14 protein-coding genes are annotated in these 15,542 nt (G+C 69.6%); 9 read left to right on the forward strand and 5 right to left on the reverse strand.

All coding sequences use genetic code 11. The annotated features are described in order from the left end of the window. Position 1: 1 nt before the first annotated feature. Both RISW2_RS00290 and RISW2_RS00295 read right to left on the reverse strand, forming a co-directional pair. Complete coding sequence (locus tag RISW2_RS00290; RefSeq protein ID WP_211238648.1) at positions 2-1,447, reverse strand: amidohydrolase family protein; 1,446 nt, start codon at positions 1,445-1,447, stop codon at positions 2-4. After that, positions 1,444-2,130, reverse strand: a complete 687-nt coding sequence (locus RISW2_RS00295) for a GntR family transcriptional regulator (protein WP_211238649.1) — start codon at positions 2,128-2,130, stop codon at positions 1,444-1,446. The genes RISW2_RS00290 and RISW2_RS00295 overlap by 4 nt, the downstream gene beginning before the upstream one ends. A gap of 177 nt (positions 2,131-2,307) precedes the next feature. Between RISW2_RS00295 and RISW2_RS00300 the strand changes: the two genes are divergently transcribed. The 9 genes from RISW2_RS00300 (at position 2,308) to RISW2_RS00340 (ending at position 11,905) form a co-directional block, all read left to right on the forward strand. Beyond that, positions 2,308-3,876 (forward strand): ABC transporter substrate-binding protein, encoded by a 1,569-nt coding sequence (locus RISW2_RS00300; protein WP_051491677.1) that lies wholly within the window; start codon positions 2,308-2,310, stop codon positions 3,874-3,876. A 72-nt stretch (positions 3,877-3,948) separates the two neighbouring features. Beyond that, positions 3,949-4,932, forward strand: a complete 984-nt coding sequence (locus RISW2_RS00305; RefSeq protein ID WP_043765128.1) for an ABC transporter permease — start codon at positions 3,949-3,951, stop codon at positions 4,930-4,932. Positions 4,933-4,948: 16 nt separating this feature from the next. Next, positions 4,949-5,866 carry an ABC transporter permease gene (locus tag RISW2_RS00310; RefSeq protein ID WP_084615194.1) on the forward strand — a complete coding sequence of 306 codons (918 nt, stop codon included), beginning with the start codon at positions 4,949-4,951 and terminating at the stop codon, positions 5,864-5,866. A gap of 5 nt (positions 5,867-5,871) precedes the next feature. Then, entirely contained in the window at positions 5,872-6,840 is a 969-nt protein-coding gene (locus tag RISW2_RS00315) for an ABC transporter ATP-binding protein (protein WP_043765133.1), read from the forward strand. Then, on the forward strand, positions 6,837-7,865 hold the full coding sequence (locus RISW2_RS00320) for an ABC transporter ATP-binding protein (RefSeq protein ID WP_051491680.1): 1,029 nt from the start codon (positions 6,837-6,839) through the stop codon (positions 7,863-7,865). Before RISW2_RS00315 ends, RISW2_RS00320 begins: the two co-directional genes overlap by 4 nt. Continuing rightward, positions 7,865-8,521 (forward strand): flavin reductase family protein, encoded by a 657-nt coding sequence (locus tag RISW2_RS00325; RefSeq protein WP_043765135.1) that lies wholly within the window; start codon positions 7,865-7,867, stop codon positions 8,519-8,521. Before RISW2_RS00320 ends, RISW2_RS00325 begins: the two co-directional genes overlap by 1 nt. Beyond that, positions 8,521-9,246, forward strand: coding sequence for an aspartate/glutamate racemase family protein (locus tag RISW2_RS00330; RefSeq protein WP_043765138.1), 726 nt, complete (start codon positions 8,521-8,523; stop codon positions 9,244-9,246). The genes RISW2_RS00325 and RISW2_RS00330 overlap by 1 nt, the downstream gene beginning before the upstream one ends. After that, the gene (locus RISW2_RS00335) at positions 9,243-10,436 is read left to right on the forward strand and encodes an amidohydrolase family protein (RefSeq protein WP_043765140.1); all 1,194 of its coding nucleotides are present in this window, start codon (positions 9,243-9,245) and stop codon (positions 10,434-10,436) included. Before RISW2_RS00330 ends, RISW2_RS00335 begins: the two co-directional genes overlap by 4 nt. After that, on the forward strand, positions 10,436-11,905 hold the full coding sequence (locus tag RISW2_RS00340; protein ID WP_043765143.1) for an amidohydrolase family protein: 1,470 nt from the start codon (positions 10,436-10,438) through the stop codon (positions 11,903-11,905). The genes RISW2_RS00335 and RISW2_RS00340 overlap by 1 nt, the downstream gene beginning before the upstream one ends. A gap of 450 nt (positions 11,906-12,355) precedes the next feature. On the opposite strand, the gene RISW2_RS00345 is transcribed toward RISW2_RS00340, so the two are convergent. Genes RISW2_RS00345 through ectB form a run of 3 tightly spaced genes read right to left on the reverse strand, consistent with a single transcriptional unit; the run spans position 12,356 to position 15,493 of the window. After that, positions 12,356-13,789 (reverse strand): aspartate kinase, encoded by a 1,434-nt coding sequence (locus RISW2_RS00345; protein ID WP_043765145.1) that lies wholly within the window; start codon positions 13,787-13,789, stop codon positions 12,356-12,358. An 18-nt stretch (positions 13,790-13,807) separates the two neighbouring features. Next, complete coding sequence (locus tag RISW2_RS00350) at positions 13,808-14,200, reverse strand: ectoine synthase (RefSeq protein ID WP_043765147.1); 393 nt, start codon at positions 14,198-14,200, stop codon at positions 13,808-13,810. Between the two features lie 6 nt (positions 14,201-14,206). Continuing rightward, on the reverse strand, positions 14,207-15,493 hold the full coding sequence (gene ectB / locus RISW2_RS00355; RefSeq protein ID WP_043765149.1) for a diaminobutyrate--2-oxoglutarate transaminase: 1,287 nt from the start codon (positions 15,491-15,493) through the stop codon (positions 14,207-14,209). Positions 15,494-15,542: the final 49 nt, after the last annotated feature.

A 15,542-nucleotide genomic window follows, 5' to 3' on the forward strand; every position in this document is an offset into this window, starting at 1 on the left:
ACTAGCGGCGCGAGCCCGAGGGGGCGTAGCCGCTGCCGGTGCGGCGGGCGGCGGACCAGGTTTCGGATCCCTCCCGGCGGGTGTCCGCCATGCCGCAGGCCGCGAAGACGCGGTCGGCCTCGGCCGCGGCCGCGCCCAGGATGTCGTCGGCCGAGACGTGCTGCGGTATCCGGTCGCGCAGGACCACGCGGCCGTCGACGATCACCGTGGACACGTCGGCGGCGCCGGCGAAATGGGTGACGCGGTTGAGCGGCATGACCGGTGGCCAGAGATGCGCGCTCCGGCCGTTGAGCAGCACGATGTCGGCCTTCTTGCCCACCTCGAGCGAGCCGATCTCGGCCTCGAGCCCGAGCGCCCGGGCGGCGTCGCGGGTGCACATCTCGAGCACCTTGCCCTCGGGCAGGACGTTCGGATCGCGGAAGTGGCGGCGGTGATAATGCATGGCCTGCGCCATGTGGCGGAACATGTCGAAGCCGCGGTCGGGCGCGCCCGCGTCCGATCCGAGGCAGACGGTGACGCCCGCCTCGATCAGTTCCGGCACCGGGCAGCGTCCGAGGATCGACATGATGGCCGAAGGGTTGTGGATGATCGACGCGCCCGTGGCGACGAGCGTGGCGAAATCGGCCTCGACCAGGTCGACGCTGTGGCTGAGCGCGGCACGCGGGGTCAGGAGGTCCAGCTCGGCCGCCAGCGCGATGGTGCCCCCGCGGTGGCCGTCCTGGGTGAAGAGCACGCCGGTGCGGTCCTGCAGGTCGCGGATGTCCCGCGACATCGTCCGGATCTCGGCCGCGTGGTCGTCCATGTGGTGCCCGGCATAGACCGGCAGGATCAGCGCGACGCCGGTGCCGCGGCCCAGCACGTCGTCGTGCCGCGCGATGAGGTCCGCGCTGACGTCGAGCTGGTCCCGGAACGCCACCTGCCGGCCGTCCGGCCCGAAGGTGCGCGGGAACGGCAGCCTGCCGGGGCCGACCGCCATAACCGTGCGCAGGCCCGCGTCGCGGGTCGCGGCGCAATGGGCGTCGCCCGCCGCTGGCGTGTCGGTGCGCAGCACGTCGGGCCCGCCGCCGAGCAGCGAGACCGCGGTGGTTACCCCCGCCATCAGACGCTCGAGCAGAGCGAGGTCCGCCTCGGCCCGCCAGAAGGACGGCGTGGCTGGGCCCGCGTAGATCCGCTCGCAGATGCGGAACCACAGGTCGCCGTCGCCGTCGCCCGCCGCGCGGACGAGGCCGTGCCCCGCGTGGGAATGCGCGTCGACGAGGCCGGGCAGGGCGATGAGCCCGGGGCGGTCGATCACTGTCCGGCCCTCGGGCGGCGCGCCGGTGCCGATCGCCGCGATGCGGTCGCCGGTGACGGCGATCCAGCCGTCCTCGAGCACGCGGCGGCTGTCGTCCACGGTCAGGATGGTCTCGCAGCGGACGACGATGTCGTGCATGGCGGGTGCGCTCACAGCAGGATGTCCTTCAGGTCGCCGCCGGCGATCGAATCCTGGTCCAGGTCGAGCGACCCCTCCAGATGTTCGAGGTGGTGCACCATGAGGTCGGTGGCCCGCGCCGCGTCGCCGCGGGTGATGGCGGCCACGATCTCGGCATGTTCGTCGGGACCGCAATCGGTGCCCGTGCGGACCTGGTACATGGCGATGATGAGCGACGTGCGCGAGACGAGGTCGCGCAGAACCTCCCAGAGATAGGGCGATCCCGCGAGCTCTCCCACGAGCAGGTGGAAGCCGCCCGACAGCCGGATCGCGGTGCGGGTGTCCCCGGCGGCGAGCGCCGCGCGTTCGCTCTGCACGTGCCGTTCGAGCCGCGCGACGGTGTCGGGCGTGGCCGCGGCGCAGAGCCGGGCGGCCAGCTGCGTCTCGATGGTGCGGCGGGCGAAGAAGATGTCGCGCGCCTCCTCGATCGAGGGTTGCGCGACGAAGGCGCCGCGATGGGGAACGATGGTGACGAGCCCGTCATGCTGCAGCGCGGTCAGCGCGTGGCGAATCCGGGCGCGGCTGACCGAGAAGATCTCGGCGAGCTGTTCCTCCTTGAGTCGGGTGCCCGGACGCATCTTGCGGTCCGCGATCGCGCGCCAGATCCGGTTGTAGACCTCGGTCTGCGGCGTGTCGGTCGAAGTCTCTGAGGGGGACAAGACGTTCATCCTTTTGATTCAGTGAGACTTTCCATTTTGCCTAAACTTATGGCAACAATTTTGTTCGCACAAGTAGTAAAAATTGTAGACAATTATTGGTGAACCTGTTTGCAATATTGCTGACGCGGACAGCCGGCCTCGGGCGGCGGAACCGCGCAAGATCCAACGGGAGACCACATGATGTATCGCGACCTGATGATGACTGCCGCCGTGCTCGGCTGCATCGCGACCGGGGCCAGCGCGGAAACCCTGCGTTACGCCACCGCCCGCGACGTGTACGGGCTCGACCCGCACGCGGTGACCGACAGCTTCACCAACATCTTCACCCACCACATCTACGAGCCGCTGGTGCGCTACGACGCCGACATGACCGTCGAGCCGGCTCTCGCGACGTCGTGGGAGGTGATCGAGCCGGCGCGCGTCCGCTTCACCCTGCGGGAGGGCGTGACCTTCCACGGCGGCGAGACCTTCGATGCCGCGGACGTGCAGGTATCGCTGATGCGGGCGGTCGATCCGAAATCGCCCCTGCGCGGCAACCTGCCGGGCCTGAAGGCGGTCGAGATCGTCGACGATCTGACCGTCGACCTGGTGCTCGAAGGGCCGGCGCCGCTGCTCAACAACTACCTGACCAACATCTTCATCCTCGACAGCGGCTGGCTCGAGGAGCACGGCGCCACGACGCCCATCGACGCGAGCCAGGGCGAGGAGGGCTACACCACCAACAACGCCAACGGCACCGGGCCCTTCCGGCTCGAGAGCCGCCGCCCCGACGCGCTGAACGTGCTCGTGGTGAACGAGGACTGGTGGGACACGCCGCAGCACAACCTGACCCGGATCGAGCATTCGCCCATCGGGTCGGACGCGACGCGGGTCGCGGCGCTCCTGTCGGGCGAGATCGACCTCATCGAGCCCGCCCCGCTGCAGGACGCCGCGCGCATCGAGGCCGCCGAGGGCGTGCGGATGCTCGAGAACCCCGGCCTGCGCAGCATCATGATGGGCATCAACATGGGCGACAGCCTCGTCGACGGCGACGTCGAGGGCAATCCGCTCAAGGACCTGCGCGTGCGCCAGGCGCTCTACCACGCGATCAACATGGACCTGATCCGCGACCGCATCATGCGCGGCAAGTCGCGGGTCACCGGGTCGCTGATCGCGCCGCAGGTGACGGGCTACAGCGAGGCGATGGACGAACGGCTGCCCTATGACCCCGAGAAGGCACGGGCGCTCCTGGCCGAGGCGGGCTATCCCGACGGCTTCGCGTTCAACCTCAACTGCCCGAACGACCGCTACGTGAACGATGAGGCGATCTGCCAGGCGATGGCGGCGATGATGGCGCAGGCGGGCTTCAAGCCGCGGCTCCTCGCCGAACCGCGCCAGATCCACTTCCAGAAGGTCGACAACCGCGAGGTGGACGTCTTCATGCTGGGCTGGGCGACGCTGCCCATGCTCGACGGCTTCTCGGTCCTGTCGGCGATGCTGGCGACGCCGGAAGGCGAGTACGGCACCTTCACGCCGGCGGGCTACGCGAACCCGCGCGTCGACGAGCTGACCCGTGGCGTCGCGGTCGAGCTCGACCCCGAAAAGCGGCTCTCCATGATGCAGGAGGCGCTGATGCTCGCGCACGAGGACGTGGCCTGGCTGCCGCTGCACCAGCAGCCCTTGTCCTGGGCGGTGCGCGACAGCGTCGAGATCCCGCAGGCCGCCGACGACCTCGTGCGCCTCTGGTACGCGCGCATCCAGAACTGACCGGGCGGCGGGGCGCGGTCGCATCGCGTCCCGCCCCGTAGATCCGTCCCACCCCCGAGGAAGGAGCCCCTCATGCTCGGATTTCTGATCCGCCGCATCATCCAGTCGATCTTCGTGATGCTCGCCGTCGCGTTGATCGCCTTCATGATGTTCCGTTTCATGGGCGACCCGGTCAACTCGATGGTGGCCGAGACCGCCACGACCGAGGAACGCGAGGCCGTCCGCGAGAGACTGGGCCTCGACCAGCCGCTCTGGGTCCAGTACGGGCGCTTCGTGGCGCGCGCCGCGCAGGGGGATTTCGGCCTGTCCTGGCGCAACGCGCGCCCGGTCTCGACGCTCCTGGCCGAACGGTTCCCGGCGACGGCAGAGCTCGTTCTGGTCGCGGCGGGCCTGTCGCTCCTCGTGGGCATCCCGCTCGGCATCCTGACGGCGCTGAAGCCCGGCAGCTTGTCGGCGCAGACGCTGCAATTCGTGTCGCTGATCGGGATCTCGCTGCCGACTTTCGTGACGGGTATCCTCCTGATCCTCGTCTTCTCGGTCTGGCTCAATTGGCTGCCCTCGTTCGGGCGCGGCACCGTGGTCGACATCGGCTGGTGGTCGACCGGGTTCCTGACCGTGTCGGGGCTCAAGGCACTGATCCTTCCCTCGGTCATGCTCTGCCTCTTCCAGCTGACGCTCATCATGCGGCTCGTGCGGGCCGAGATGATGGAGGTGCTGCGCACGGACTACATCAAGTTCGCCCGCGCCCGCGGCCTGCCGAACCGGTCGATCCATTTCCGGCACGCGCTCAAGAACACGCTGATCCCGGTCATCACGATCTTCGGCCTGCAGCTCGGCGGCCTCATCGCCTTTGCCATCATCACCGAGACGGTGTTCCAGTGGCCGGGCATGGGCGCGCTGTTCATCCAGGCGGTCAGCTTCGGCGACGTGCCCGTGATGGCGGCCTACCTCGTCCTGGTCAGCCTGATCTTCGTCGTCATCAACACCAGCGTCGATCTCCTCTACGCGGTGCTCGACCCGCGCCTGCGCGCGGATGCCGCGCGCGCGGCGCATTGAGGGACGGGAGGCACCAATGGCAGACACGACCTTCCACCGCGCGCTCGACAGCGACCTTTTCTGGAGCTTCCGGAAGTCCTGGACCGCGCGCGTCTCGAGCCTCGTCCTCCTCGTGCTCTTCGGCGCCGCGATCTTCGCGCCCTGGCTCGCGACGCAGAACCCCTACGACATCTCGCAGCTCTTCCTGCTCGACAGCGAGCTGCCGCCCATGTGGATCGACGGGGGCGATCCGCGCTACATCCTCGGCACCGACCAGCAGGCGCGCGATCTCTACTCGGCCATCCTCTACGGGCTGCGGCTGTCGCTCGTCGTGGGCTTCGCCTCGGTGGCGCTGGCGGCCGCGCTGGGGATCACGCTCGGTCTTCTCGGCGGGTTCCTGGGCGGGATCGTCGACGCCGCGATCATGCGGGTCGCCGACATCCTCCTGAGCTTTCCGGCGATCCTCGTCGCGCTCCTCGTGAACGGGATCGCCCGGGGCGTCCTGCCCCCCGACCAGCACGCGGATGCGGCGATCTGGGTGCTGATCCTCGCCATCGGGCTGACCAACTGGGTGCAGTATGCCCGCACGGTGCGCGGCTCGACCATGGTCGAGCGGCAGAAGGAATACGTGCAGGCCGCGCGCATCAACGGCGTGTCGGGCAGCGGCATCATGATCCAACACATCCTGCCGAACGTGCTGGGTCCCGTGCTGGTGATCGCCACCATCAACCTCGGCATGGCCGTCCTGACCGAGGCGACGCTGTCCTTCCTCGGGGTCGGCATGCCGGCGACGCAGCCCTCGCTCGGCACGCTCATCCGCATCGGCAACGAGTACCTGTTCTCGGGCATCTGGTGGGTCGTGATCTTTCCCTCGGTCGTGCTCGTGGTGCTGGTGTTGGCCGTCAACCTTCTGGGCGACTGGCTGCGCGACGCCCTGAACCCGAAGCTGAGGTAACGACCATGACACTTCTGACCGTGGAAGACCTGACCGTGACCTTTCCCGGCCGCCGCGGGTCGGTGAATGCCATCGAGAACGTCTCTCTGTCCGTCGAGCCGGGGGAAATCCTCGGCATGGTGGGCGAGAGCGGGGCGGGCAAGTCGATGACCGGCGCGGCCATCATCGGCCTGATCGAGCCGCCGGGACACATCGCGGGGGGCCGCATCACGCTCGAGGGCGAACGCATCGACACCCTGCCGCCCGAGGCGATGCGACGCATCCGCGGCCGGCGGATCGGCGCGATCTTCCAGGACCCGCTCACGAGCCTCAACCCGGTGCTGACCGTGGGCGAGCAGCTGATCGAGACGATCCAGACCCATCTCGGGCTGTCGCGGGCCGCGGCGCGCGAGCGGGCAATCGACTGGCTGAGGCGGGTCGGGATCCCGGCGCCCGAGGCACGCATCGACACCTATCCGCACCAGTATTCGGGCGGCATGCGCCAGCGCGTGGTGATCGCGCTGGCACTCTGCGCCGAGCCGCGGCTGGTGATCGCGGACGAGCCCACCACCGCGCTCGACGTGAGCGTGCAGGCGCAGATCATCGCGCTGTTGCGGCGGCTCGCCCGCGAGACCGGCGTGGCGGTGATCCTCGTGACCCACGACATGGGCGTGATCGCCGAGACGGCGGACCGCGTCGCGGTGATGTATGCGGGCCGGATCGTCGAGGTCGGGCCGGTCGCCCGGGTGCTCGCCAATCCGCGCCACCCCTACACCGAGGGTCTGATGGCCTCGATCCCGCGGATCGGGCCGCGGCCGGACCGGCTGGCGCAGATCGAGGGCGCCATGCCGCGACCGCATGCGCGCCCGCCCGGCTGCGCCTTCGCGCCGCGCTGCCCGCACCGCTTCGCGCCCTGCGTCGAGCGGCGGCCAGAGCTGCGCGGCACGGCCGCCGCGGCGGTCGCCTGTCACCTGACCACGGAGGTTCCCGCATGAGCGCGCTTCTGACCGTCTCGAACCTGAAGAAGACGTTCGACCTCTCGCCGCCGATGCTCAACCGCTTGCTGTCCGGCGCCCGCCGACAGCATGTGCACGCGGTCGACGGCATCGACTTTTCAATCGAGCCCGGCACCACGCTGTCGCTCGTGGGTGAATCCGGATGCGGGAAGTCGACCGTGGCGAAGCTGCTGATGGGCCTCGTGCGGCCAAGCGCCGGCAGCATCCGCTTCGACGGGCACGAACTGGCCGGCAGCCCCGCGGGTAGCCCGCCGGCCGTGCGCCGGCGCATGCAGATGATCTTCCAGGACCCGTTCGCGAGCCTCAATCCCCGCTGGCGCGTCGCGCGCGTGATCGGCGAACCCATGAAGAGCTTCGGCATCGAGCCCGACGCCCGCGCCCGCCGCAAGGAGGTCGACCGCCTGCTCGAGTTCGTGGGGCTGTCGTCCGAGGATGGCGAGAAGTTCCCCCACGAGTTCTCGGGCGGCCAGCGCCAGCGCATCTCGATCGCGCGCGCGATCTCGACCAAGCCCGAGTTCCTGGTCTGCGACGAGCCGACCTCGGCGCTCGACGTGTCGGTGCAGGCGCAGATCCTGAACCTCATGCGCGAGCTGCAGCGCGAGATGGGACTGACCTACCTCTTCATCAGCCACGACCTCGCGGTGGTGAACTACATCTCGGACCAGATCGGCGTGATGTATCTCGGCCGTCTGGTCGAGCTCGCCCCGGCGGAGCGGATCTTCTCGGCGCCCCAGCACCCCTATACCCGCCTCCTGCTCGACACGGTGCCGGACGTGTCGATGGCGCACCGCGACATCGAGCGGCCCGCGGGCGAGGTGCCGAACCCGATCACGCCGCCCCCGGGCTGCCATTTCCACCCCCGCTGCCCCCTCGCGGAAGAGCGCTGCCGGCGCGAGGTGCCGGCCTACCGCGCCCAGGGCGCCTCGCAGGTGCGCTGCCATGCCGTGGAGGAGGGCAGGCTTCCCGCACATGATTTCGGCGCACTGACCAGAAAGGCCGGCTGATGGACTTCGACTTCACCCGATTGCCGCCGCAGGACCGCTACCGGCTGCTGACCAATTTCGTCGGGCCCCGTCCCATCGCGCTCGTGACCACGCGGTCCGAGGCCGGGCATCTCAACGGCGCGCCGATGAGCTTCTTCAACGTGTTCTCGCAGGACCCGCCGATCGTGATCCTCGGCATCCAGTCGCGGCCCGACGGCGTCGAGAAGGACACCCTGCGCAACATCCGCCGCACCAGCGAGTTCTGCGTCAACATGGTCGACATGGAGCTTGCCGAGGGCATGATCCTCTGCGGCGTGAACTTCGCGCCCGAGGTGGACGAGCCGGCCTTTGCCGGGCTCGGCACGCGTCCCTGCCGCCAGATCGGCGCGGATTACGTGGCGCGCACGCCCTGCGCAATGGAGTGCCGGGTCGAGCGCATCATCGACTACCCGCGCCGGGCCATCATCCTCGGCGAGGTGGTCGAGATGACCGTGCGCGACGACTGCCTCGACGCGAGCGGCCGCTACGTCGATCCCGCGGTCTACCAGCCGCTCGCGCGGCTCCACGCGGACAATTACGTCGTGGCCGACCGCCAGTTCGAACTGAAGAAGCCGGCCGAGGCGGCGGAATGGGAGGCGGCGCCGCAGGCCGCGCCCCGGAAGGCGGGGGCAGAGTGATGCGCATCCACGTGGTCAACCCGAACGCGACGGCGTCCATGACCGCCCAGATCGGGCGCGTCGCCCGCCGGGTCGCCCGGCCCGGGACCGAGATCGACCTCGCCACGGTGGCCGGGGCGCCGGTGTCGATCGAGGGCTATGCCGACGAGGCGCTGTCGGTGCCGGGGCTCCTTGCGGCGATCCGCGCGGCCGAGGTCCGGGGCGCGGACGCGCATGTCATCGCCTGCTTCGACGATCCCGGCCTCGACGCCGCGCGCGAGGTCGCCGCGGCGCCGGTTATCGGCCTTTGCCAGGCGGCGATGCAGGCGGCGACGATCCTGTCCGCCCGGTTCTCCGTGGTCACCACGCTGCCGCGCTCGGTGCCCATCATCGAGGACCTCGCGGACCGCTACGGCATGGGCCGGCGCTGCCGGCGCGTGCGGGCGATCGACCTGCCGGTCCTCGCGGTCGAGGACGCGGCGGGCGGAGCGCACGAGCTGATCGCCGCCGCGACGCGCGCCGCGCGCGACGAGGACGGGGCCGAGGCCGTGGTGCTCGGCTGCGCCGGCATGGCGGAGCTCTGCGACCGTCTGACGGCCGAGACCGGCATCCTCGTCATCGACGGCGTGACCGCGGCGGTGACGCTCGCCGAGGCGCTCGCCGCCACGACCTACCGGACCTCGAAGGCGGGTGCCTATGCCGCGCCGCGTCCCAAGGCCGGCGGCCTGTTCCCGGAGGCCGCATGACCGACCTCCTGATCCGAAATGTCCGCCCCATGGGCGGCGCCGCCTGCGACATCCTCGTCCGCGGCGGGCGCATCGACCGTATCGGCCCGGCCCTCGAGGCGCCCGGCGTTCCCGTCGAGGAGGGAGGCGGCGCCATCGCCGTGCCGGGGCTCGTCGAGGCGCACACGCATCTCGACAAGACGCTGATGGGCATGGGCTGGTACGAAAACGTGGTCGGCGCCGACTTGCGCGCGATGATCGACAACGAACGCGCCGAGCGGCGCCGTCTCGGCCACGACCCGCGCCGGCAATCCATGCGCCACGCGCTGGCGCTGGCCGGGGCCGGCACCACGCATGTCCGCAGCCACGTGGACGTCGATACCGAGAACGGGCTTGCCGCGCTCGAGGGCGTGCTGGCGACGCGCGAGGACCTGCGCGGCATCGTCGACATGGAGATCGTCGCCTTTCCGCAATCGGGCCTCGTCAGTCGCCCGGGAACGCGCGAGCTCTTGGACGAGGCGATGGCGCTCGGGGCGGATCTCGTGGGCGGGCTCGATCCCTGCGGGATCGACCGCGATCCGCGTGGCCATCTCGACGCGGTGTTCGGTCTGGCCGAAAGGCACGGACGCGGCATCGACATCCACCTGCACGAGGCCGGCGAGCTCGGCGCCTTCTCGATGGAAATGATCATCGAGCGGACCCGCGCGCTCGGGATGCGGGGGCGGGTCGCGATCAGCCATGCCTTCTGCCTCGGCATGCCCGACTGGGTCAGGACCGAGGCTCTGCTTGCGGCGCTTGCGGAGGAGGACGTGGCGATCCTGACCACCGGCGCGCCCTCGCGAGAGGTGCCCTCGGTGCGCCGGGTGCTCGACGCCGGGCTGCGCATGGGGGCGGGCTGCGACGGTGTCCTCGACACCTGGAACCCCTGGAACCGTCCCGACATGCTCGACCGCGCGCGCATCGTCGCCCAGAAGAACAATTTCCGCTCGGATGCCGACGTGGAGCTCGCGCTGCATGTCTGCTCGACCGGCGGCGCGGCGGTGATGGGCGTCGCCGATCACGTTCTCGCCGAGGGACGCCCGGCCGACCTGGCACTTCTGCCCGGAACCACGCTCGCCGAGGCGGTCGCGACGGGCGGGCCGGTCACGCTGACGCTGAAGGGCGGCCGCGTGACCGGCCGGCAGGGCAGACCCGAGCGGGAGGCACCGTGATGCTCGACACGCTTACACTGGGCGCGCGCCCCGAGGGCCGCACGGCGCTGCGGGCGCGCTGGATCCTCGCCTTCCGCGACGGCGGGCACCGTCTGCTAGAGAACGGCGAGGTGGTGATCGAGGACGATCGCGTGCTCTTCGTCGGGCAACGATTCGAGGGCGAGGTCGCCCGCCGGATCGACCTCGGCGAGGTGCTGGTGTCGCCGGGTCTCGTCGATCTCGACGCGCTGTCGGATCTCGACACCACCGTCCTCGGCGTCGATTGCGGCCCGCCCTGGGCCAAGGGGCGGGTCTGGCCCGAAAGCTACGTCGCGCGCGGGCCATACGAGATGTACGACCCCGAGGAACTCGCGTTCCAGAAGCGGTTCTCGTTTGCGCAACTCCTCTGCAACGGCATCACCTCGGCATTGCCCATCGCTTCGCTCTTCTACCGGGAATGGGGCGAGACGGTTGCCGAGTTCGAGGCGGCTGCAGAGGCCGCGGGCGCGCTCGGGCTGCGGGTCTGGCTTGGCCCCGCCTACCGCTCGGGCGGCATGGTCTGCACCGCGCCCGGCACGCTCGAGCCGCGCTTCGACGAGGCGCGCGGGTTGCGGGGGCTCGAGGACGCCCTCGGCTTCGTCAAGGCGCGGGCGGGAAGCCACGGCGGCCTCGTGCAGGGGATGCTGGCGCCCGACCGGGTCGAGACCTGCACCGGGACGCTCCTCACCCGCACGATGGACGTGGCGCGCGACCTCGACCTGCCGGTGCGCCTGCACATGGCGCAGGGCCAGATGGAACGCGACACGGTCCGGGCGCTGCACGGCACCACCGCGCCGGCTTGGCTGGCCCGGATCGGCGCGCTCGACGAGCGGCTCATCGCGCCGCACGCCAACTACGCCACCGACGAGGACCTGGCGCTCTATGCCGATCATGGCGTGACGGTCGCGCATTGCCCGCTCGTCTTCGCGCGGACGGGCGCGATGCTGAAGAGCTTCGGCCAGCTGCGGCGGCGGGGCATCCGGATCGGGATGGGCACCGACACCGCGCCGCCCGACATGGTGCTGAACATGGCGGTCGGGGTGATTATGGCGCGCATGGCGGGCGACGCGGTTGACGAGGTGGCGCCGCAACACATGTTCGACGCCGCCACGATCGGCGGCGCGGACGCGCTGCGCCGGCCCGATCTCGGCCGGCTCGCGCCGGGGACAAAGGCCGACATCGCCGTATTTGACATGTCGGACGCGCTGATGGCGCCGCGGATCGACCCGGTGCGGACCCTCGTCCTCGGGGCCACGGGGCGCGTCACGCGGGCGGTCTTCGTCGACGGGCGCCTGTCGATGCGGGACGGAGAGGTCGCGGGGCTCGACATGGCGGAGGCGCGCGCCCGCGCGCAGCGGCAGTTCGACGGCCTGCGGGCGAAATATCCCGACCGCACCTGGGGCCATCCGCCCGAGACCGAGATCTTCCCGCCGGCCTATCCGCCGTTTTGAGGCAGGCCGCGACCGGGGCAGGGGGCTGCGGCGCTTCGTCCGCGGGGCGGGGGACGGGCCCTTTGCGCGGGGCATAGGGCGCGATGACCGATTTCCGCGCGCCCGGCACCGCTCCGGTGTGCCTGCTCGTCCGCCGCGTGCTGGGCTCGATGCGCGCGCGGGCGGTCTGCACTATCCGGTCACCGCAGGATGCGTGGAGCCAGTCCCCCTGACGCGCCGGCTGCTGCTGGTATCCGAGGCGCGCGCATACGTCGCCGACGTCACCTTCCGCTTCGACGTGGCGATCCGCGTGCCCGTCACGAAGGGGCTCGTGGTGCGGTACCGGGGTTTCCTGATTGCCGGGGCGCCGGGAGATCTGGCGCGGGACCCCTCGCCTCGGGGGCAGTGCCCCGCCGCGCAAGGCAAAAAAAAGCCCGCCACGAGGGCGGGCCAGTCAGGTTCAGACTTGTTTCACGCCGCCTCGAGTTTCGCGGTGGCGCCGCCCTTGCCCATGAACGTGTCATGGAGGGTCTTGATGCAGGTCTCGAGGTCGTCGCGATGGATCACGAACTGCGCGTCGACCGTGCGGGTCGTCTGGTGGGCCGAGATCACGTCGATCCCCGCCTCGCGCAGCGCGCCGAGACCGCGTTCGAGCACGTGCAGGCCCCGCAGGTCGCGGCCGATCACCGAGGCGATCGCGGCCGAGCGCACGTTGATCTCGGATTGCGGGTAGTGCTTGGCGAGCTCTTCCTCGACCTTGCGCATGGCCGACAGCGGCGCGTCCACGTAGTGCGTGATCGTGTTCGCGTTCGACGTCTTGGACACGATGCGCAGGTCATGCTTGGTCAGGATCTCGAGCGTGCGGGCGTCGTAGCCCTTAACGCCGACCATGTCCTGCTCGAAGAGCTCGAGCGCGAAGACATGCAGGCCGCAGACGATCTCGGCCACGCCCTTCTCGGCCTCGGCCTCGTCGATCACGGTGCCCGGATCCTCGGGCTCGAACGCGTTCGTCACGCGCAGCGGCACCTCGGCCTGGCGCAGCGCCTTGGCGGCGGTCGGGTGGATCGCCTCCATGCCCATGTTCGACAGCTGGTCGGCCACGTCGTAGTTGGTGTGGCCGATCTTGCGCACGTTGTCCGCGCCCACGAGCTTCGGATCCGCAGAGGAGAGATGGAACTCCTTGTGGATGATCGCCTCGCGCGCCTTGGTCAGCGCCGCGATCTGGCTGAACGTGACCTCGGAATAGCCGCGGTCGAACTTGTTCATCAGCCCCTCGACGCATTGCGCGTAGCCGGTGACGATCGGCATCTCGCTCTCGAGGTCGATGTCGGACAGCCCGTCGCGGATGCGCTCCTCGAGGTTCATCTCGCGCTCGTCGCGCCAGCCCGAGAGATCGACGAACCGCGCGTCGACGCCGTTCCGGCGCAGGAGCAGCGTGGTCACGTAGGCCGAGTGCGCCTCGCCCAGCCCCGACAGGAGCTCGCGGGTCACCTGCATGTGCGCCGACAGGCGGAAGTGCCCGTAGGAACACAGCCGGTGCAGGTCGATCAGGCAGTTGCGCGCGCCCTCGATGCGGTCACGCACGAAGTCGTCGGCGTCCTGCTTGTCGCCCTTGTGCGAGAGCAGCTTCTCGTGCGCCTCGCGCATGGCACGGTCGACGCGCGTCAGCGCCGACATCCAGCCGTGCTCGGCCGTCTCGTTGGCGAACTCGGCGTAGACGCCGGGTTCGCCGCTCTTCTTGTGCTCGAGCAGCAGGTTCGTGATGCCGCCGAACGCCGAGACCACGAACATGCGGCCGTAGTCCGGTTGCGACACCCTGAACAGGGGCTCGAGCAGCTCGTCGAGACGCGACATCGTCGTGCCGCCGATCTTCTCGACGCTGTGGTTCCTGAAATCGAAGGTCATGCAGTCCCCGTCCGTCGCTTAGGCCGCCTCGTCGGGCGACGCGTAGGAGCCGTCCTCGCGGTGCACTTCCTTGCCCGTCACGGGCGGGTTGAAGCAGCAGGCGAGCACCAGCTCCTCCTCGCAGCGCACCGTGTGCTTGTCGTGCTTGTCGAGCGCGTACATGACGCCCGGGGTGATCTGGTGCGTCTCGCCGGTGGCGAGATCCTCGATCGTGCCCTTGCCCGAGATGCAGTAGACGCTCTCGAAATGGTTCTTGTAGTGGAACGTGTGCTCCGACCCGGCCTGGATGTAGGTGATGTGGAAGGAGAACCCCATCGCATCGTCGGCCAGGAGCATCCGCACCGAAGTCCACTTCTTGTCGGACACCGAACGGTCGGTGTCCTTCAGCTTGTTCACGTCACGAACGATCATGTCTGGTTACTCCGCTGCGATTTTGTGGTTCTGGGTCGCTTCCTGCGTCGCCTCGCGCAGGATCTCGAGGCCGTTGCGCAGCGTCTCGGGGGACACGGTCAGGGCGACCAGCACCTTGACCACCTCGTCGTCGGCGCCGGAGGTCTCGATGATCAGGCCCTTCTCGAAGGCGCGTGCGCAGATGTCGCCGGCAAGCTCGCCCGAGCCCACGTCGACGCCCTGCATCATGCCGCGGCCCTTGAGCCTGGCGCCCGGGACGATCTCGGCGACCGACTGCAGGCCGGTCGTCAGCATGACCGACTTCTCCTGCACCTTCTTCTGGAAGGTGTCGTCGCTCCAGAACTTCTCGAGCGCGACGCGCGCGGTGACGAAAGCGTGGGTGTTGCCGCGGAAGGTGCCGTTGTGCTCGGCCGGCTTCCAGATGTCGTGCTCGCGCTTGATCAGCAGCGCCGCGAACGGAAGGCCGAAGCCCGACAGCGATTTCGCCTGCGTGATCAGGTCGGGCTCGATGCCCGTGCCCTCGAACGAGAAGTAGGTGCCGGTGCGGCCGCAGCCCGACTGGATGTCGTCCACGATCAGGAGCGCGCCGTGTTCCTTGGCGAGCCGTGCGATGCCCTGCATCCACTCGGTCGACGCGGCGTTGAGGCCGCCTTCGCCCTGGACGGGCTCGAAGATGAAGGCCGCGGGCTTGTCGATGCCCGACGACGTGTTGTTCAGCATCATCTCGATCTGCTGGAGCGTGTCGACACCGTCGCCGAACGCGCCGTCATAGGGCAGGTGCGTCACGCCGCAGAGGCCGCCGCAGCTGTTGCCCGCGCCCGCCCGCTTGCCGGCATTGCCGGTCAGCGACAGCGCGCCCATGGTCATGCCATGGAAGCCGTTGGTGAAGGAGATGATGTTGCGGCGCCCGGTGATCTTGCGCGCGAGCTTCATCGCCGCCTCGACCGCGTTGGTACCGGTCGGGCCGGTCATCATGACCTTGTAGTCCATGCCGCGCGGCTCAAGGATCTTCTTCTCGAACGCCTCGAGGAACTGCGCCTTCTCGGCGGTGTACATGTCGAGACCGTGCGCGATGCCGTCACCGGCCACGTGGTCCAGCAGCGCCTGCTTCATGTCCGGGTCGTTGTGCCCGTAGTTCAGCGACGAGCAGCCCGCGAGGAAGTCGATATAGGTCTTGCCCTCGGTGTCGGTCATCTCGGACCCGACGGCCTTGGTGAACACCGTATCGAAATTGCGGCAATAGCTGCGCGCCTCGGATTCGCGGCGCGCGAAAATCTGTTTGTCTGTCGACATTCCTAGTCCTCCGGACTGAATAATGGGATGTGAACGCGTGAGCGGGAGC

This window comes from Roseivivax isoporae LMG 25204, assembly GCF_000521865.1.
GTDB classification, from domain to species: domain Bacteria; phylum Pseudomonadota; class Alphaproteobacteria; order Rhodobacterales; family Rhodobacteraceae; genus Roseivivax; species Roseivivax isoporae.